Annotated in this window: 19 protein-coding genes; 12 read left to right on the forward strand and 7 right to left on the reverse strand. The window is 44.8% G+C overall.

The window, feature by feature from the left end:
- Positions 1 to 68: 68 nt before the first annotated feature.
- The 4 genes from bioB to bioD all read left to right on the forward strand — a co-directional run bounded on the left by bioB (position 69) and on the right by bioD (position 4,436).
- Positions 69 to 1,121 (forward strand): biotin synthase BioB, encoded by a 1,053-nt coding sequence (bioB, locus tag L5M11_RS16455; RefSeq protein ID WP_263163134.1) that lies wholly within the window; start codon positions 69 to 71, stop codon positions 1,119 to 1,121.
- Between the two features lie 151 nt (positions 1,122 to 1,272).
- Positions 1,273 to 2,505, forward strand: coding sequence for an aminotransferase class I/II-fold pyridoxal phosphate-dependent enzyme (locus L5M11_RS16460; RefSeq protein ID WP_263163132.1), 1,233 nt, complete (start codon positions 1,273 to 1,275; stop codon positions 2,503 to 2,505).
- 64 nt (positions 2,506 to 2,569) lie between these two features.
- A complete protein-coding gene (locus L5M11_RS16465) occupies positions 2,570 to 3,529 on the forward strand; it encodes a methyltransferase domain-containing protein (protein ID WP_263192769.1) in 960 nt (319 codons plus the stop codon).
- A gap of 166 nt (positions 3,530 to 3,695) precedes the next feature.
- On the forward strand, positions 3,696 to 4,436 hold the full coding sequence (gene bioD / locus L5M11_RS16470) for a dethiobiotin synthase (RefSeq protein WP_263163129.1): 741 nt from the start codon (positions 3,696 to 3,698) through the stop codon (positions 4,434 to 4,436).
- A gap of 152 nt (positions 4,437 to 4,588) precedes the next feature.
- Here the strand turns inward: bioD and L5M11_RS16475 are convergent, their stop codons facing one another.
- From L5M11_RS16475 to L5M11_RS16495, 5 genes are all read right to left on the reverse strand, one after another.
- The gene (locus tag L5M11_RS16475) at positions 4,589 to 4,870 is read right to left on the reverse strand and encodes an HU family DNA-binding protein (RefSeq protein ID WP_219250550.1); all 282 of its coding nucleotides are present in this window, start codon (positions 4,868 to 4,870) and stop codon (positions 4,589 to 4,591) included.
- 340 nt (positions 4,871 to 5,210) lie between these two features.
- Positions 5,211 to 6,122, reverse strand: a complete 912-nt coding sequence (locus L5M11_RS16480) for an ABC transporter ATP-binding protein (RefSeq protein WP_263192771.1) — start codon at positions 6,120 to 6,122, stop codon at positions 5,211 to 5,213.
- Entirely contained in the window at positions 6,119 to 6,949 is an 831-nt protein-coding gene (locus L5M11_RS16485; RefSeq protein WP_263166536.1) for an ABC transporter permease subunit, read from the reverse strand. The genes L5M11_RS16480 and L5M11_RS16485 overlap by 4 nt, the downstream gene beginning before the upstream one ends.
- 175 nt (positions 6,950 to 7,124) lie before the next feature.
- Complete coding sequence (locus L5M11_RS16490) at positions 7,125 to 7,796, reverse strand: YceH family protein (RefSeq protein ID WP_263192773.1); 672 nt, start codon at positions 7,794 to 7,796, stop codon at positions 7,125 to 7,127.
- Between the two features lie 133 nt (positions 7,797 to 7,929).
- Entirely contained in the window at positions 7,930 to 8,772 is an 843-nt protein-coding gene (locus L5M11_RS16495; protein WP_263192774.1) for a S1 RNA-binding domain-containing protein, read from the reverse strand.
- 597 nt (positions 8,773 to 9,369) lie between these two features.
- Here L5M11_RS16495 and L5M11_RS16500 point away from each other — a divergent pair.
- The 8 genes from L5M11_RS16500 (at position 9,370) to L5M11_RS16535 (ending at position 16,262) form a co-directional block, all read left to right on the forward strand.
- Positions 9,370 to 9,522 (forward strand): hypothetical protein, encoded by a 153-nt coding sequence (locus tag L5M11_RS16500; protein WP_011846564.1) that lies wholly within the window; start codon positions 9,370 to 9,372, stop codon positions 9,520 to 9,522.
- A 487-nt stretch (positions 9,523 to 10,009) separates the two neighbouring features.
- Positions 10,010 to 11,923, forward strand: coding sequence for a biosynthetic arginine decarboxylase (speA, locus tag L5M11_RS16505; RefSeq protein WP_028760330.1), 1,914 nt, complete (start codon positions 10,010 to 10,012; stop codon positions 11,921 to 11,923).
- Between the two features lie 159 nt (positions 11,924 to 12,082).
- Positions 12,083 to 13,024, forward strand: coding sequence for an S-adenosylmethionine decarboxylase proenzyme (locus L5M11_RS16510; protein ID WP_263192802.1), 942 nt, complete (start codon positions 12,083 to 12,085; stop codon positions 13,022 to 13,024).
- A 28-nt stretch (positions 13,025 to 13,052) separates the two neighbouring features.
- Entirely contained in the window at positions 13,053 to 13,691 is a 639-nt protein-coding gene (gene pdxH, locus L5M11_RS16515; RefSeq protein WP_131523902.1) for a pyridoxamine 5'-phosphate oxidase, read from the forward strand.
- Between the two features lie 68 nt (positions 13,692 to 13,759).
- The gene (locus L5M11_RS16520) at positions 13,760 to 14,212 is read left to right on the forward strand and encodes a YaiI/YqxD family protein (RefSeq protein ID WP_263192775.1); all 453 of its coding nucleotides are present in this window, start codon (positions 13,760 to 13,762) and stop codon (positions 14,210 to 14,212) included.
- Positions 14,213 to 14,367: 155 nt separating this feature from the next.
- Positions 14,368 to 14,943, forward strand: coding sequence for a YceI family protein (locus tag L5M11_RS16525; protein WP_028760327.1), 576 nt, complete (start codon positions 14,368 to 14,370; stop codon positions 14,941 to 14,943).
- Between the two features lie 176 nt (positions 14,944 to 15,119).
- The gene (locus L5M11_RS16530) at positions 15,120 to 15,476 is read left to right on the forward strand and encodes a DUF3802 family protein (protein ID WP_113938764.1); all 357 of its coding nucleotides are present in this window, start codon (positions 15,120 to 15,122) and stop codon (positions 15,474 to 15,476) included.
- Positions 15,477 to 15,899: 423 nt separating this feature from the next.
- Positions 15,900 to 16,262 (forward strand): STAS/SEC14 domain-containing protein, encoded by a 363-nt coding sequence (locus tag L5M11_RS16535; RefSeq protein ID WP_028760325.1) that lies wholly within the window; start codon positions 15,900 to 15,902, stop codon positions 16,260 to 16,262.
- Positions 16,263 to 16,273: 11 nt separating this feature from the next.
- Here the strand turns inward: L5M11_RS16535 and L5M11_RS16540 are convergent, their stop codons facing one another.
- Both L5M11_RS16540 and dsbB read right to left on the reverse strand, forming a co-directional pair.
- The gene (locus L5M11_RS16540) at positions 16,274 to 18,904 is read right to left on the reverse strand and encodes a PAS domain-containing protein (RefSeq protein ID WP_263192777.1); all 2,631 of its coding nucleotides are present in this window, start codon (positions 18,902 to 18,904) and stop codon (positions 16,274 to 16,276) included.
- A gap of 160 nt (positions 18,905 to 19,064) precedes the next feature.
- Entirely contained in the window at positions 19,065 to 19,592 is a 528-nt protein-coding gene (dsbB, locus tag L5M11_RS16545) for a disulfide bond formation protein DsbB (protein ID WP_113938979.1), read from the reverse strand.
- Between the last annotated feature and the right edge of the window lie 34 nt (positions 19,593 to 19,626).

Raw genomic sequence — 19,626 nt, forward strand, 5'->3', positions numbered from 1 at the left:
TGGCGTTGACAGTTTAAGGGCTGAGGTTATCCTAGCCAAGATAAAAAACAGAATAAAAAGGGTGTTCAATGTCGCAGTTGCAAGTTCGTCATGATTGGAAGCGGGAAGAAATCGAAGCCTTATTTGCGCTGCCGATGAATGACTTATTATTTAAAGCCCACTGTATTCACCGTGAGGTATACGATCCTAATGAAGTGCAAATTAGCCGTTTATTATCGATTAAAACCGGTGCTTGCCCTGAGGATTGTAAATATTGCCCGCAGAGTGCTCGCTATGACACAGGTCTAGAAAAAGAGCGTTTGCTGGCAATGGAAACTGTGCTGACCGAGGCACGCAGTGCTAAAGCCGCGGGTGCCTCTCGTTTCTGCATGGGCGCTGCTTGGCGTAATCCAAAAGAAAAAGACATGCCGTACCTTAAACAAATGGTGCAAGAAGTTAAAGCCTTAGGTATGGAAACCTGTATGACGCTTGGTATGCTGTCTGAAGATCAAGCGAACGATTTAGCCAGTGCTGGCTTAGATTATTACAACCATAATTTAGATACTTCGCCTGAATATTACGGCGATGTGATCACGACACGTACCTATCAAAATCGTTTAGATACACTGACACATGTGCGCGCTTCTGGCATGAAAGTGTGCTCGGGCGGGATTGTCGGCATGGGTGAAAAGGCGACGGATCGCGCAGGCTTACTACAACAGCTGGCTAATTTACCGCAGCATCCTGATTCAGTACCGATCAATATGTTAGTTAAAGTGGCGGGCACGCCGTTTGAGAAGCTTGACGACCTCGACCCACTCGAATTTGTGCGTACTATCGCCGTGGCGCGTATCTTAATGCCGCTTTCCCGCGTACGGTTATCGGCAGGCCGCGAAAATATGAGTGATGAGCTGCAGGCCATGTGTTTCTTTGCTGGCGCTAACTCGATTTTCTATGGTTGTAAATTGCTGACCACACCAAACCCAGAAGAAAGCGATGATATGGGGCTATTTCGACGTTTAGGCTTACGTCCCGAGCAGGGCGCAGCGGCAAAACTGGAAGAAGAAAGTGCTGTTTTAGCAAAAGCGGCGGCCTATCAAGATAAGTCATCGGCACAATTCTATGACGCGGCTGCTTTGTAATACCACTGAGTGCATGTTGTCCGACAAACAGGTCGAATAGCCTGTAAACCTTGTTGGCTGCAGCCTATTTTGATTGCGGCCGATAGCTTTATTGGCCGCACTCCATTTTTCAAGCAGCATTTTTAAGACAATCATTCTTGAGGCTAAATCGATGAGTTCTCTGCTCGAGATGAAAATTGCCGCCCGTCAGCAAGCCTTACGTGAGCAAGGTTTATTACGGCAACGTAAAATGTTGAGTGTTGATCACAGCTTTGATATTAACGCACCCACTTCGAGCCCGTGCTTTGTGTTCGAAGGGCGATCCTATGTTAATTTTAGCAGTAATGATTATTTAGGCTTATCCCGCGTTCCTGAGTTGGTTGAAGCGCTGCACCTTGGCGCGCAGACCTACGGTGTGGGTAGCGGCGCATCGCCCTTAGTGACAGGGTACAGTGATGCGCATGTCACACTTGAACGTGAACTCTGCGCCTTAACGGGGCATGAAGCGGGATTACTATTCTGCTCGGGCTTTAGTGCTAATACGGCGTTAATGAAAACCTTGTTTGATCAGCAAGATACTGTGATTGCCGATAAACTTGTGCATGCCTCAATTATCGATGGTTTGCAGGACAGCGGTGCGCAGTTAAAACGTTTTTTACATAATTCGCTTGAGAGCGCTGAGCGGCTTCTGACTCGAAATCACGCATCGGCGTTAATCACAGAAAGCGTGTTTAGCATGGACGGGGATTGTGCGCCGATCGTGCAGTTATCGGCGCTTTGTCGTCAACAAAATACTTGGTTGATTGTTGATGATGCCCATGGTTTTGCGGTGCTTGATGGCTATCAAAATAGTGATGTAAGAGATAAAGCCGCCAAGCTTATCGATGTGCAAGTGGTGACCTTTGGTAAGGCATTAGGTTGCCAAGGCGCAGCGGTTTTGGGGAGTCAGGCGCTGATCGACTTTTTGGTCAGTAATGCCCGCGAATATATTTATTCGACCGCCTTATCGCCCGCCAATGCCGCATTAGCGTTAGCCGCGACTCGGTACTGCACTGCACATCCTGAGTTACAGCTGAAACTGCTTGAGAATATTTCGCTATTCAAACAGTTATGCCTCGATGCTGCCGTGCCCCTTTTAGGTTCGGATACCGCAATTCAGCCGTTGATCATTGGCGATGCGCAGCAAACCCTGCAAGTCGCCGAAGCGTTAAGAGCCGCGGGCATTTGGGTTGGGGCGATTCGCCCGCCGACGGTGCCTGTAGGGTCGGCGCGATTACGCATTACCTTAACGGCGACCCATACCGCTGAAGATATTGCTGCTTGTGTTGAGCAATTAGCCCAAGTGCTCAGTCGTGTTGGTATCCCGCTTGTCAGTGAACGAGAATCTGCCGATGAGTACAGATAAATGTACCCTATAGATCGCGTTATTTTATTGAATGTTAAGTTTTTATGGTTGAGTGTTAGTTAAAATGCCAAGCCTGATAAAGTCTAGTGATCCAAGCTGTAGCGAGCCTGCTCATGAGTCAAACAAGTTTATAGCTTGCGATCTTAAGTTGAGTGAGCTTAATGCGGGCGTTTCTTATGGGGGCGTTCTCGCGGGGACTGTGTCCAATGTGCACGGGACTCAAATTGCTGAACGTTTTTCCGCAGCGGCCCATAGTTACCAAGATCATAATCAATTACAACGCCTGAGCGCTGCCAGTTTACTTAGTGAGTTTTCGGCAGCAGGTTATCTGTTAGACATAGGGGCAGGCCCTGGCACGGATTTTTCTGGGTATCACAGTGTGTCTCAACCAGCGGATCTCTCTACGCAAAATTCATCCACAACTGTATTTGCCGTGGATATTGCCCTTGGCATGCTGCAAAAGCTAAAACAGTCTTATCCCGATTATCTCGGCGTATGTGCCGATGCGCAGTGTTTACCTTTTACCAATGGCTGCATGGATGTTATTTACTCTAATCTAGCCCTGCAATGGTGTGCTGATTTTCCTGCTGCGGTAGCCGAAATGGCGCGGGTACTTAAGCCGAACGGTGAGTGTCATTTGAGCCTAGTAGCGCAGGGTAGTTTGAATCAATTAGCTGAATTAGGGTTAAGAGTGAATGACTTTTCGACGCTGAAGGTGCTAAAAGCTGCATTTAAACTCGATACATGGCAATTACTTGAAGTGCAACTCGTCCCTATGACAGTGTATTTTGACACTCTTAAGGCACTACTCTATTCAATTAAAGGTGTGGGGGCTTCTGTACATGTCGCCAGTTCAAAAACTCGGGTTTCAGGTTCAACAGTGAGTGCTTCAGAATTCACTCCACGGCTGCGTGGTCGTCAAGATTGGCAGGCCATGCAGGCCAAAGCTGAATCGCTACGTTTACCCCAAGGTTTGCCTTTAACCTACCAGATAGTTCAAATACGTGCTCGGCGTGGGTTTTAAAGTTCACATATTATGCCTTTAGTCATGGCATTATCAATTAGCACTAATATCTAGAAAACGTTGGATTTTTAACATTACGTATAGAGATCGTTAGCTATATGGACATTTAGCTTATGGAGAGTGGGCTTAACAAAGCAGAACTCATAGCAACAGATAAGGATCTAATATGTATTTTGTAACAGGTACAGATACCGATAGCGGTAAGACTTTGGTTTCGGCGGCATTATTAACCGCTGTGAATCGTTTAGGGCTCATAGCCAATGCTGACTCTGCTGTGAGTATTCTTGCAGCTAACACTATGTTGACTTTAGGTGTTAAACCCATCGCCTCGGGCTGCGCGCAAACCTCTGAAGGATTGCGTAATGCCGATGCGTTACAGCTGATGACGTCATCTTCACTAAAACTGGCCTATTCCGTCATCAATCCTTTTTCCTTCGAACCTGCGATTGCACCGCACATTGCCGCCGCCCAAGTGGGCGTGAGTTTAGCACCTGAAGCTATCATTGAAAGTTTAGATTTAGTGGCATTTGCTCAAGCGGATTTTTGCTTGATTGAGGGCGCGGGAGGCTGGCGTTTACCCTTAGGTGATGGCAGGTATCTTTCGGAAGTCGTACAGAGATTAGAACTGCCAGTGATACTCGTGGTTGGCATGAAACTCGGCTGCTTAAATCATGCATTGCTGACTCAAGAGGCGATATTGGCCGATGGGCTTAAGATTGCAGGCTGGGTTGCTAATCGTGTCGACCCGAATATGAGTATGTTTGAGGAGAATCTGACGAGCCTTAAAGAGATGATGACAGCACCTTTCCTCGGTTGTGTGCCATTTCTCGAGGATCCAAGTGCTGAAAACGCTGCTGACTATGTCGATATTGCGCCACTTTATCAAGGTGAGGAGAGCAATACTTAGCGACTACTTAATTGTTTAAGGCTTTCCCCTAAGCGGAACGGTTATTTTTCTTTTGATAAAAAATGAGCCTCAAATTATGTTGAGGCTCATTTCTATCAAGGCTGCTGACTAATGTTCGCAAAATCTCGCAAAATAGTGCCTGCACATTAAAGCTAAGCGCCGCTATTGATTTTCTGCTTCAATGCGGTTGAGGCTTTAAAGCTGGGCTGATTGTAACCGTCGATTTCTATGGCTTCGCCCGTTTGTGGATTACGCCCTGTTTTAGCGACATGGTATCTGAGTTCAAAGGTGCCAAATTGTGGCAGGAAAATTTTCTCGCCTTCGCTCAATGCGACGTGGATCTGTTGCAGTATCTGCTCAACCACAGGTTTAGTGCTCGCTTGCGATGCATTGAGCTCGGCGGCAATACGTTGGATAAGTTGTGCTTTGTTCATAGAAACCTCTGAAGTCAGCTTAGGTTCAATCGAAGGGGAGTTATAACAAGCTCGTCCCGAGATTGAAAGCCATAGCAAGCTCAGCGCGGTTGATTGGTGTTTTATTGACAGGCTTGTGAAGCTTTTGGTGATTGTGTGTTGCTAAAGTAAGTACAAGTTTGTCGGATTGAGTGGTGGGCTGATTTTACTGGGCGAAGTGACTGACTTAATTTAAAGGCTTATTGAAAGCCTTAGTTTAAAACCTTAGTTAAAAGGCCTAAGCGCAAGGCGTATTGCGCTTAGGCTATGGATTGAACACTATTCAACCGTTGGGTGATGAGAAATCCCTTTTAACGCTTGCCTATGAAAAGAGTGTTTCTTCCAGAGTGCGACCTTTCAGCAGCATCTTGTATTGCCATTGATGCTGATTGAAGAGGGCGAATAGGCGCATCTCAATATCACTGTTGTGCGCTTTTTCTGTATTTGTGTCTAGCTGGATAATAAACACATTGCTTTGTTTTGAGCTGATGTTCACCACTCCCGCCAGTTTTGCCACTTCCGCTTGCAATGCATCGCTGTCACAGTTTTGCATGGTTAACGTCAGGTAATCGCTGTCGGTCGACGCATGCATTGACACAGCTTGGCTCAGTTGGCCTTTATCTAAATACAACACTTGATCGCACAGCTTTTCGAGCTCATCGAGATTATGGGAGCTGATCATAAAAGTTGTGGTGGGTGATAAGGCTTTAACCAGTTCACGGACTTTTTTTGCATTGGCAGGGTCGAGTCCCGCCGTCGGTTCATCTAATAATACTAATTCTGGCGAGCCAATCAGCGCCTGCGCAATCGATACACGTTTACTCATACCGTGGCTAAGGCTAGGCGGTTTTTGTTCGGCAACATCAATTAGATCGACCAAGGCCAACACGCGCAGTGCCTCTTGCTTTGCTTGCTCCACGTTCATGCCCTGCAGGCGAGCGAAAAATATTAACTGGCTGACAATCGTCAAGTTGGGATCGAGCACTGCATCTTGGGGTAAAGCGGCAATCTTGCCTAAGAGTTTAGGGCTATTGGGGGCTTCACCGAGTAGGGTTATGGTTCCAGAGCTGGGTGATAAATAGCCGCATAACAGGCTAAAAAGCGTGGTTTTACCCGCGCCATTGGGACCGACAAGGGCGATGGGGGCACCCGCTTCAAGACTGAAGCTCACATCATTCAGCGCCTTTTTGCTGCCGTAAAGCTTCGACAGCCCTTGGCATTGGATCAGACTCATAGTGAGCTCCTTTGCATATAAATTCTGCCGAGCAAGAGGGCCACAGCGGTTTGTAACAGTGGAATCGGGGCATAGATTAAGCTATTGAGTCCATTGGTATTGAGCATGTCCGACAGTTGAGCACCGGGTAATACCCACTGGAGCTGTGCTAGTAGGCTAGATTGATTCGCTAACACCACGATAGTGATGGAAATCACCGTCCATAAAATGGTGGCAAACACCATAGCTTGGCGTGCCGTGCGCGCATACAGGGACAATAAAGTCATTACAGCCGTGTAGGGCAAGATCACTATGATGAGGTTAAGGCCCACTAAGGCGCCAGACGTTAACGCAGATAAAAACAGTTGGCTGTCGCGGCTGAGCGCGAGGGCGACAGTGGCGATAATCGTTAATAGGATCAGTAAACCTTGGATCAGAATTTGGCCGAGAAAACGGCCGAACAATAAGCTGTCACGGCTAGTGCGTATGGTTAAAAAGCGCAGCGTGCCGCGGGTTTTATCCGATGAGAACTGATCGGCGGCGATAAGAATACTGAACAGTGGAAACAAATACAGCGCAAAACACCAAAACACTGCCATTTCAGCCACGGGCCACTCAAAGAGCACATTGAGGGTATTGGCACCAAATAAGCTGTCGATGATATCTTTTACATTGGGCTGCAATAACATGGCCGATGCACTTTGAATGGGGTAAAGCAGAAGTACACCCCAAACTAAACCAAAGGCGACCAAGGCGATGATCCCGCGGGTATTAAATAAAAATTTGCGCAGTTCAAACATGGCGATAATAAACATGTTGTTGAAACTGCTGGGTGGATTATTGGTCATGTGCTGTCTCTATTCTTTTTTGCGCTAGGTTCAGGGGCTATGGTGCTTGGCGCGACTATGTTGGTGCGGTTCAGTTTCTCACCCTTGGGTAGACAGTGGATTGGTCCATAAGTGCCATGTTGCCCACATAGCACTTATTATCCATCGGTATTTATCAGTCATTATCTATCGCTAATTAGCTCAATGAGGCGATTAATTCATCGAGCTTTTGCGTCAGTTCGGCGACTTGTTGTTCAAGCTCTGTCACTCTGTTCACTAATTCAAGCGGCTCTGCGTCTACAGATACAGCGACATGGGCTAAGGTATGACTTGTGCTATGGGATTGACTAGCACTTTCGTGCGATGACGCTGCAGAGAATAATTCCACATAACGGGATTCACGGCGACCAGCTTCTCTGGGTAATTGTTTTAAGCAGGGCTTTTCACGGCTCATTAATTGGCGGATGCAATCTTCCACGTCGATCACGTCTTTAAATTCGTGTAGGCGGTTGCTGCGGGTCCGAAGTTCTCCCGGTGTTTGTGGGCCACGTAATAGCAACAAACAGACGATGGCGAGTGCGGCGGGGGACAGTTGAAGTTCGCTGAATTCGGTATTGCAGAATCTGTGCTTGTATTTAACGACGCGGCTGCCGAATCCCGACTGTTCGCTGATCAAACGTTTCCGATTTAGGGAATCAACGGCGATTTGCACTTGGGTTTCACTGAGTTCGAGTACGGGCTCGCGGCTGGTTTTTTGATTGCAGGCTAAGGTCAAAGAGTTTAGCGAGAGTGGATATTGCTCGGGGGTGGTGATTTCTTTCTCAAGCAGGCATCCGATGACTCTGGCTTCGTGTAACGTGAGTTCCATATAAGCTCCAAAGAAAAAAGCATGGCTTTGTTTATAACAGAGCCATGCTTAATATCCTAGGAGTTGTCAGTCAAACTCTGTCTTAGTGGCGGTAAACTGTACAATTTTAACGCTAAGTCCTGAATAGAGTTGATTATTCTGCTGTTTCAGTTAAACGCAGACCGTCATTATCGATGCTCAGTTGGCCATTCTTAAACAAGCCACCTATGGCTTTTTTGAAGGCCTTTTTACTCATGCCAAGCTGATCGTAAATGATTTCAGCATCGGTTTTATCGGTCAGGGCTAAGAAGCCGCCAGCCTGTTTGAGTTTGATCAAAATGATGTGGGCGTGCTTATCTAATTCTTGTTTACTGCCTTGTTGCAGCACAAGATCGATTTTGCCATCTCGGCGCACTTGTTTGATGAAACCTTTGAGTCTTTGGCCGAAACGCAGTTTTTGGAACACTTCGTTTTCGTAAATCACGCCCCAATGGGTATGATTAATAATGGCTTTGTAGCCTAAATCTGTGGTGCCGCCGATATATAAATCGACCTGCTCACCCACTGTGTACTCAGGCTCTGTCTTATCGAGGAACTTATCGATTTTTGAAGAGGCCATGATGCGTTCATCGGCGCGGTTAGCGTGTACATAGACCAAGTATGAACGGCCTTCTTCGATAGGCTTGTGTTGCTCGCCAAAGGGCAGTAATAAATCTTTATCTAAGCCCCAATCTAAAAAGGCGCCATAAGGGCCGGTTGCGACGGCTTTTAAGTAGGCGAATTCGCCTACCTGTGCCAATGGACGGCGCGTGGTGGCAATCACGATATCTTCAGAATCTAGATACAGAAACACGTCAAGCAGATCACCGACTTGGCAGTCTTTTGGGGTGACTTTGTTTGGCAGCAGTACTTGCCCTAATTCGTGGGCGTTTAAATACACGCCAAAGCTGACTTGTTTTACAACCTCAAGTTTGCAGGTTTTACCTATCTGTACCATGGATCTCTCTGTGCATAATGGAATGTGATTCGGTTGCGATTATACACTTCGGTGCTGAAACTGCAGCATTATTGTCTTTGAGCTTTATCTTAGCATGTGTGAGTCGTCACTCAGCGCAGGCTTAACCACGCATTGTGTCTCGGAGGAACCACTGATTTGTGGCGGGTTTGGCGCTGTGATATTGGTTGTTTGGCTTCGCTTAATGTTGGCAAATGTGCATCACTTGAGTGACACACAAAAATCAGGGATATTTGCAGGGGTAAATGTCAATAAAAGTGACAAAGGGGATATAAAAAATATTGAACAGACTTGTACGACGTTTATGGGTTAACTAACTAATATTACTCTATTTAAAACCAATGGGAGGCGGGTGGTTGTTAAGCAGGTGTTTATTATATTTTAATGTAAAAGATTAAATGAGATTCTTGCTTGCATTCTGTGACATTGCGCGGTTTAATTGCGCCGTTCAACGACTTTGCTCGTTGCAGACATTACAAATATTACGTGAGTAATAAAGGTTTTATGGTTCACCAGTCATTAACCGTGTAATTAACAGTAGATGTGGTTACATGGGGTTAAGAGGGTTTTTATTAGCTAATGCACAAGCATCCATTTTTTGCACTTTGCCTAAAAGTGTCACAATGCCAACGCTCGATTGTCGTACCATACGATGATACTGGCCTTAAGCATCTCACGTTGATCCGCATCAATTCTGGCCGCGAAGAAGCCAATAGTCCCCTGTTAAAATAATCTTGCCTAGCGATAAGCTGGTTTGGCGTTTTCGCTAGTTCAGTGTTATCGGTTTTCGTTTTCTACTTGTGTTATCGGTTTCTGAAGGTCTTAATCTCTTTTGAACGTCTTTAAGCTACTTATTAGCTTGATGTTTTAAGGATGCGACTCAGGATCTTATTTGGCTTTTTGGCGGTATTTGCGCCCTTTAGCCTGAGGATAAATGCAAGCGAGGCAAGTAAAGATAGCTTTACTGAGGTAAGGGAATAAGCTTTCCCTTCAATATGATACGATGTATTGCGCTAAGATGAGTTGTCTCTTGCGCTATTAATGAAAATCGCAGCAATGTCACTTACACTAGCGTGACGTTGCGGCATTAAGGAGAAGGTAAAATCTACCTTCGTGTATGTCAGGTAAGGTGTCCCTTTGCCTGGGTTTGTCGAACGGGCGGTTGTGCTATTAAGCCATAACCGTTTAACCCATTTTTTAATAGACGGGCTAAATAATAATGAATGATTGGTCTATTGATGATGCTCGTGCTGGGTACAATGTTACTCACTGGAGCCAAGGTTTTTATGGGATTAGCGATCAAGGTGAGGTGACTGTGTCACCGGACCCCAAAAATCCTGATTACAAGATTGGCTTAAATGAGCTAGCCAAAGACATGGTTAAGGCGGGAGTCGCTTTACCTGTACTAGTTCGTTTTCCGCAGATCCTGCACCACAGAGTGAACAGTTTGTGCCAAGCATTCGACCAAGCGATACAGAAGTACGAGTATCAGGCGGACTATTTGCTGGTTTACCCGATTAAAGTAAACCAACAGCAAACTGTGGTGGAAGAGATCCTGGCGAGTCAGGCATCAAAAGAAGTACCACAACTGGGTTTAGAAGCGGGCAGTAAGCCTGAGCTGATGGCTGTGTTAGCCATGGCGCAAAAAGCCAGTTCAGTCATTGTATGTAATGGTTATAAAGATAATGAATATATCCGTTTAGCACTGATTGGTGAAAAGTTAGGCCACAAGGTTTACATCGTTTTAGAAAAACTGTCTGAACTGAAAATGGTGTTAGCTGAATCTAAACGTCTGGGTGTGACACCACGTTTAGGTCTACGTGCACGTTTAGCATTCCAAGGCAAAGGCAAGTGGCAGGCGAGCGGCGGTGAGAAATCTAAGTTCGGTTTATCTGCTGCGCAAATTTTGCTGGTTGTAGAGCAACTTAAGCAACACGATATGCTGGATTCGCTGCAATTGCTGCATTTCCACTTAGGTTCGCAAATCGCTAATATCCGTGATATTCGCCAAGGTGTGAGTGAAGCGGGTCGTTTCTACTGTGAATTACGTGAATTAGGCGCAAGCGTTAACTGCTTCGACGTCGGTGGTGGTTTAGCGGTGGATTACGATGGCACTCGTAGCCAAAGTAATAACTCGATGAACTATGGCCTGACTGAATACGCTAACAACATAGTTAACGTATTGACTGACATCTGTAATGAATACGAGCAACCTATGCCACGTATTATTTCAGAATCGGGTCGTTACTTAACGGCGCACCATGCTGTGCTTATCACCGATGTTATCGGTACTGAAGCTTATCAGCCTGAAGATATTCAACCGCCAGCGGAAGATTCACCACAGTTATTGCATAACATGTGGCATTCATGGTCTGAGATCAGCGGCCGCGCCGATCAACGTGCTTTGATTGAGATTTACCACGATAGCCAAAGTGACTTACAAGAAGCGCATTCGCTATTCGCTTTAGGTCAATTGACCTTAGCGGAGCGTGCGTGGGCTGAGCAAGCTAACCTGCGCGTGTGTCATGAAGTGCAAGGGCTATTGAGTGCGAAAAACCGTTATCACAGACCTATCATTGATGAACTCAATGAAAAGTTAGCCGATAAGTTCTTTGTTAACTTCTCATTATTCCAGTCATTACCGGATGCTTGGGGTATTGACCAAGTGTTCCCAGTATTGCCGTTATCGGGCCTAGATAAAGCCCCTGAGCGCCGTGCTGTCATGCTCGATATCACCTGTGACTCTGACGGTATTGTCGATCAATACGTTGATGGTCAAGGGATTGAAACCACGCTGCCAGTGCCAGCATGGAGTGCGGATAGCCCATACCTGATTGGTTTCTTCCTTGTGGGTGCATACCAAGAAATCTTGGGTGATATGCATAACCTGTTTGGTGATACAAACTCAGCAGTGGTTCGCATCGAAGATAATGGTGTGACTAACATCGAATCTGTATTGGCGGGTGACACGGTTGCTGACGTATTGCGTTACGTTAACTTAGATGCGGTGGCCTTTATGCGCACTTATGAAGAGTTAGTGAATCTGCATATCGCCGAAGGTGAACGCGCACAAATTTTAGAAGAATTGCAACTAGGGCTGAAAGGCTATACCTATTTAGAAGATTTTTCTTAATTTCTAGCGTGTTAAAATAAATCAGCCTTGGGTAACCTCGGCTGATTTTTGTTTTTATAAGGACAGATTTTTCACTTTTATTGCCGTTTTAGTCGTGTAAAATCGCGTTGTTCTAGGATCAAGTAAAGGATGAGTGACGATCATGAGGTCAAAGGGTTGATGTTTTTTGAAGGTTCAGAAAAAAAACTCGAGATTATCGTGACGGCGTCTGCGCCGAATTTACGCGAACTCGATGTGAGTTTTTGGTCTGCCTTAGTCAACTGTGCCCACGCCGAGATACTGTCGCAGTTAAGTAATGCGGACTGTGATGCCTATCTGTTGAGTGAATCCAGCTTGTTTGTATGGCACGACAGATTTGTCATGCTCACCTGTGGTAACAGTACCTTAGTGGACGCCGCCTGTTACTTTATCGGCGCGCTTGGCGCACCTGCGATGGCCTTGGTGAGTTATCAGCGTAAAAACGAATACCAAGCTCATCTGCAAACCACGAGTTTTGCCGAAGATATTGGCAAACTGCGCCAACGTATTGCCGGTAAAGCCTTTCGAGTGGGCCATCTCGACAGCCATCATCACTATTTTTTCTGCTCTGACAGTGATTATCGAGCACCAAAGGATGATCAAACCAGTGAGCTGTTGATGTACCACATTCGTGGCGAATTTGCCGACTATCTTAATGGCGGCTCGCAGAGTAAAGATGAGATTTGCGCCGCACTCGAGCTTAACGATTTACTCCCTGAATTTGAGATTGACGCCCATTTATTTGATCCGTCAGGCTTTTCGATGAACGGTCTCTGGGGCAAATATTATGTTACCTTGCATATTACGCCTCAAAGCGAGAATGCGTGCGCTAGCTCCTATGTGAGCTTTGAAACGAATCTGGATTTAGCGCAGTATCCGCAAGATCTATTAGCGCGTCTATTAACCTTGTTTGCTCCTGTCAGTTGGGACACAATCCGCTTTAATACCGACGACTCAACGCAGGGATTTCCTGCCCATTTATGCTTAGGGCGGTGTTCATTAACGACCGAGCAAGGTTATAACATTGGTTTTAGCCACTATCAGCAGCTTCAGGCTGAAGTGCTGATCCCTGAACTCATGTGAATTTTTGGCGTTTGCTTAAGGAAACCCTATGACAGATCTCAGTGATATCCGCCGCGAGTATGCCAAAGGCGGCTTAAGACGTGCCGACTTACCGCAAAACCCGATGGACTTGTTTGAATTGTGGATGACGCAGGCGAGAGATGCTGAGCTTAGCGATCCCACCGCCATGTGTGTGGCGACTGTGGATGAGCACGGCCAACCTTTTCAACGAATAGTATTACTTAAGCGTTTTGATGACACAGGTTTCGTATTTTTTACTAACCTTGGCAGCCGCAAAGCACAGCAAATTGCTGCTAATAATAAAGTCAGTTTGCATTTTCCTTGGCATCCTCTAGAGCGTCAAGTATCGGTGCTCGGTGAAGCGCAGGCACTGTCCACCGCTGAAGTGCTTAAATACTTTATGACCCGTCCTAAGGACAGCCAAATTGCGGCTTGGGTATCGCAGCAGTCGAGTAAACTCAGCGCTAGACAAGTACTTGAAGGCAAATTCTTCGAAATGAAAGCAAAGTTCGCCAAGGGCGATGTGCCTTTACCCAGTTTTTGGGGCGGTTACTTAGTGAGACCTTCGAGTATCGAATTTTGGCAGGGTGGAGAACACAGGCTGCATGATCGTTTTATTTATTCTCGCCATGATGCAGAGTGGGAAATCGATCGTTTAGCGCCTTAGTACGGTGCATAGTTCGATAGCTCGGCATAAAACTGAGCTTGTGAACCTAACAACAGAGTTAAAAGACATTGAGTGATTATAAAATTTGGGTTGATGCGGACGCGTGTCCCAATCCTATCAAAGAAATCCTGTTCCGGGCGGCGGAGCGCAAAGCCCTGCCGCTGGTGCTGGTGGCTAATCAAATGATCCGCGTACCGCCATCTCCCTATATCAGCCAAATTCGAGTCGGTGCGGGATTTGATGTGGCAGATCAATATATTGTCGATCATGTTGAACCGACGCATTTAGTGATCACTGCGGATATTCCCTTAGCGGCTTTAATCATTGAAAAGGGTGCCTTGGCGCTCAATCCCCGTGGCGAGCTTTATACCGTCGATAACATAAAACAAAAACTGACGATGCGCGATTTTATGGAAGATTTACGCGGTTCTGGCGTGCACACCGGCGGGCCTGATTCGTTTTCTCAAGCGGATAAACAGGCTTTTGGCAATAGCTTAGATAAATGGTTAGTGCGCGTATGAATCATAGTTTACTGGTCGCTAATGGATAAACAGAGTATCTTTAGCTTAAGTTAGGTGATGTTGATCACGTTTAACTGAGCAGGATTTTAGCCTGTTGCGGATGTCGAATTTCTTTACGACATGGCTTTTAAACTCACTCTTTAAGGACGGATACGATGAAAAAATGGATGGGAATTGTCGCCTTATCTGCTATGGCCAGTTTTAGCTGTGCCGCGCAATGGCAAGTGATGGAACAAGATTCGCGAGTCAGTTTTATTTCGGTAAAGAAAGGTGATATAGGTGAAGTCCATCACTTTAAACAACTCAAAGGTACGCTAAAAGATAACGGTCAATTTGAATTAACAATTCCACTAATCGGTGTGGCAACGGGTATTGATGTCCGCGATGAGCGGATGCAAAATTTGTTATTTGAAGTGTCTTTGTATCCAGAGCTGAAACTGTCATCACAAGTAGACCCTAAGATACTAAAAAATCTTGGCGTCGGTGAGAGTAAAGTTTTTGATATTGATGGAAAAATTGCGTTACACGGCAAATCGCAAACTAAGGCTTTTTCGGTGATTATCACTAAAGTTTCTGATAACAAACTTTTAGTGAACAGTTTTCAACCAGTAATTGTTAATGCCAATGAGTTTGATCTTGTGGCTGGGATTGATAAATTACGTGAAATTGCGGGTTTATCGAGCATTAGTCAAGCTGTTCCTGTGTCATTTGTACTAACCTTAACTCAGTAACTTCAATAAGATTGGTATAGATCAATACGTCTGTTATCGAAGATAGGCTAGAGTTAAATAAGTGGCGTATGCGAGATCTTGATAAGAAGCCGAGCTTTTGGCTTCTTTGATATTTTCTGATGTGCTATTAATAGCATTACAATAGATATTAAGTTAATGAGTTTAAAGGGTAAAAAATGGTCACAGATAAAGATGGTTACATGCATTTGGTCCAGTATTTAACTGAACATCTTGGCTTATTTGAAACACCAAGTTCAGAGGTAGTTTCAGACGATACTGTGATGGAATTATTTGAAGAGCAATTGTCGGCACAGATCATTATGGTGTGTGGCCAAAATCCATCGTTGTCTTTTACGCAACGTAATGTGATTATCCGTGAAGTGGATGCAATTGTGTATGATTTAGAAGAGATTTTAGCTTCAGTTGCCAACCATAAAGCGACTCCCGCACAGACTTTATTTATTACTGAGTTTTCTAGTTTGATTAAGAATTTGTTCGATCAAGAAATCGCTAAACTTCAAGTGAGTGCTTAGTCAGAATAGCAATTAGATTATTTATTAATGCATGATTTTAGGTAAGTCATGACTAATACTATTTTTTAGCAGCGTAAATCACCATCGTTTGAGTACCATGTGTTTCCTCACACTTATTGTTAACCTCGAGCAGTAGCAGCCTTGAGTGTGAGGTAAATATCTGCTCTTTGCTTCACCTCATGTTATTTCGTATGGTCACCATTTTTCATCGAGTTCTGCGACTAAGTTTTGTTGCTGGGTTATGCGAGTTATCGCTGTGGATTCGCTCCTTTTGGCGTCATTTGCATTGCTAATGTGTATGTATAAAATGGTGTTAGCTTAAAATAAAAAGCCCATCTTTCCCGCATTTATGTCATTGTCTGTGTATCTTTAGTGTATGAGCTTTAACTATTTTTCCCTTCATGTATTGATAAGGAGTGTTCAATGCTAACGATTTCTTCGGGTCATGCTGATGATATATTGGCAGTGGTCGCATCTGGCCGTGTTAACCATGGGGATGTTGAAGGCTATTTGGTTCCCGCCATAGAAGCCAAGCTGCAAGACCACGCTAGTATTCGCCTTTGGTACGAGTTTTCCCCTGAATTTGAAGGTATATCCGTTGGGGCCCTGTGGGATGATGCGGTGTTAGGTTTATTTCATTTAAGTGATTTTTCAAGGGTCGTGATGATTGCCAATGCCACTCAAACAAATGCTATGGTTAATGCGCTAGCTTGCATGCTGCCATGTCCGGTAAAGGTATTTACCGCCGATGAACATAGCCAAGCCAAGGCATGGTTAGATCAATAACGCACCTTCATTTATTGCGGTTCTAAACCTGTACTCAGTGGCCAACGACATTGAATGTGTGTGCCTTGGTTCAAGTGGCTACTGATGCTAAGGCTGCCATTGAGATCATTTTTAAGCCACAGATTTATACAGGTCAGCGTTCCAAGGCAGAGTTCTTGCGCTAGTTCTTGCCGTAACTGTGCGAGTTGCGGCACTGTCATACCTATCCCATTATCGATAATACTGATGTGTAACTCTTCGCTCGACTTGTCGATATTAATGGTTATTTCACGCTGTTCATTGTGAGCTTTAAATGCATGATTCAACGTGTTGGTGATTAGACGATAAAACAGCTGCAAATATTGCCAAGAAGGGCCATCAATGATGATATTTTCTTCGCAATTTAACGCTATTTCCACATTTGTTTTAGCTAGTTGTACCTTTAGCAACCCTAAGAGATGACGCATAAATTGTGCGAGATGTAGTGGCCGAATGTCATTTTGATGATTCGTTAATAACTGGGCAATATGTCGCAGTTTATCTGCCTGAGTCACCATGATTTCGGTGATCTGATTTTGGTCGTTAGCATTATCTATTGGCTGAAGTTGGCACACTTTGGCGAGTAGCTGATCTTGTTCATGCATAATTTGCGTCATCATTTCAGCTAGAAAATTTTGCATTAGCTGTTGGCTTTGTTCACGACTGAGATTGAGTTGATGATGCTTCTCAAGTAATTGGGTTGATTTGTCTTGGAGCAGATGGAGTTCATGGTTATGTTGATTATTGAGGCGAACTTGTTCTTGTAGGTGATTAAGCGCCTCGACTTGCCCTAAAAGTAACTTTTCTTGTTCTTGCTCTTTAATTTTTTGTAAGGTGATATCAAAGGCGATAGCACCGACTGCAATAACGGTATCGTCATCATCTTTGATCTTAAATTTAGTCACGATATAAATAAGATTGCCTAGGGGCGATGGAATAGCTTCTTCGAAGTTTATGGCTTCATGATTATGCAGAACGCGTCGATCATTTTGTTGATACTCGTGGGCAAATTGGCTGGGAAATATCTCAAAATCAGAGGTGCCAATAATGCGTCTGCGTTCTATACCTAAGATTTCACAATATTTGTCATTGACGAGAATATATTTACCGTGAAGATCTTTGATATAGATGAGATTTTGAGAAAATTTAAGTAAAGCCCTCAATTGTTCTTTATGGCGCTTTAACTCCAGTTGAAACAGGTTTTGGCTCTGCAATTGCTGTTCTAGTGCCAGGTTACTCGCATCTAAGCTCGCCATTGCCACTTCAAGCTGTCGAGTACGCGACAGGAATGTTTTTGCCAATAAGCCAATTTCGTCATGGCTGTTATTGGCTTTGAGTTCGATAGAGGCGGAATCATTACGTTTTAAGGCTTGGACGATTTCAATAATGGGGGTGATAAATAGTCGGTGCTGGAGTAAGAATAATAGAATTAAGCCTAATAGTTGAATACAGACTAAATAAACGCCGACCTTTTCGATTAAATGTTTAGCGGTATCCTGCAGCGGTGAAATTGGGGTGACGACAAGTACCTTCCAATAGGTATTTGGCATGAGAAATACCGAAACGAGAGATGCCGTTTTAAGGATTGGATCATGGGTCAAAGTTACCGACGTCAGTAATTTCGGGGCAGTAAAATGATTTAAGGCATTGTTATTTACGATGGCCGCTAACATGTCACGCTCATTTTGATGACTTAGTCTCGTTAGATGCTGCATCTGTTCTTGGGTAAAAACGCGCTCGGCAATCGCCGCTTCTATAAAGGCTTTATCTGCACTCTGTAATGCGACTTCGACGGGGCTGAAATCTGGCTGTTGGCTGGCGAGATGATTGAAGGTGACGAAAGAATGATTGGTATTGGTTTGATGCTTAAGATCGTTATTGGCATCTGGATAGGCGAGTACTTGGTTTTGATGATCTAATGCTATGACATAGCCTCTGACATTAATCATAGTATTGCGTAATAGCACATTGAGCTTTTCTAAACTGATATCCACAGTGGCGGCACCAATAAACTGATGGTCCATCCACATAGCGCCTGAGGCTGTGATCATTGACTCATGGGTTGTCGGATCGAAATAAGATTTTGACCAGAAAATTTTACCTGCAGGAAAATAGCGCGTCGGGCGATACCATTCTTCGGTGTGGTAGCTTGGGAACGTGTCTTTGTTATAGGAATCAATGGCGACTAATTCATCGTTTACATTGTGTGCCCAAAACAGGCTATCTCGAAATTTTTGCTGATTAAACGCGCCGGGTTCCGGCCAGACGCCGCCACCAGAGATGATGCGTTGTTGACTATCGAGTTTCAGCAACGTGGGAATGGTTTTCACCAGTTGCTCATGATCATAGCGGTAAAGTTTGGCAATACTGGAAATAGAGTCGACTACGGTTTCAACCTGTGAAGTCATTTCTTGCAGTTTGGCAATAATCAACTGGCCATAGTTTTGGTTTAACACGGCTTGCTGATCAATAACTTGTTGGCGTTGAATGCTTAGCATCACCCAAGCTGTACTACAAATCAAAATAGCGGCAATGACGAGCTGAATAAGGCTAAATTTGAATGGCAAACTGTTTTGCCATTGGGTTAATGGCGTGTGTGGCTCAGATGTCGAACTTTTTCCCATAATCCCCAGTTTCCAAATCACCACTTTTCATTGAGCCAGTGTAGCGCTTTCTCACTGTTTTGCTATTGGCATATGTTTAAGTTGCGAGGATTGAATAGGATAAGTGGAATACAATCGTCAATAAAAAGGCAGGTTTTATGCCTGCCTTATCTCAAACTCGTTATTTATAAAGAGATGGTTTATTTGAACTACTTAGGACAGGCACAATAAAGAGTAACCAAGCGACTAAGAAGCCACTGAAAGCCACTACCATCCATTCGGGCATCGTTACCCCCATAAAGACCCAAGGTACATCAGTACACATGCCAGTAGGCATCATAACGGCAGGGAACCATTCGTGTAATGGCATCCAAGCTGGAAATTCAGGTAAGAATGAACAGGTTGAAAAAGGGGATGGGTTGGCTTGCATATCTACGAGCGATAAGGCTAGTTTTAATCCCCAAGTTGCACTGATGGCCCAGAGCACGGCAGCTAAGATCCTGACTATTCGATATTTGGGTGCTGTCATGCCAATGAGACCTGCTGCCAATAAACCAAAAATAGCGAGTCTTTGGTAAATACACATGACACAGGGTTCCAGTTTCATGACATATTGAAAATACAGTGCGGCTGCTTCTAACCCAAGGGCTGTGCCTGCGAGAATAAACCAAGATGAACGGGAATGGGCAAAGCGAGTCATTACAGTCAAAGTGAGCTCCATATCAACAAAAAACGCCCTCAGA

Source organism: Shewanella sp. SM87 (genome assembly GCF_025653705.1).
Taxonomy (GTDB): Bacteria; Pseudomonadota; Gammaproteobacteria; order Enterobacterales; family Shewanellaceae; genus Shewanella; species Shewanella oncorhynchi.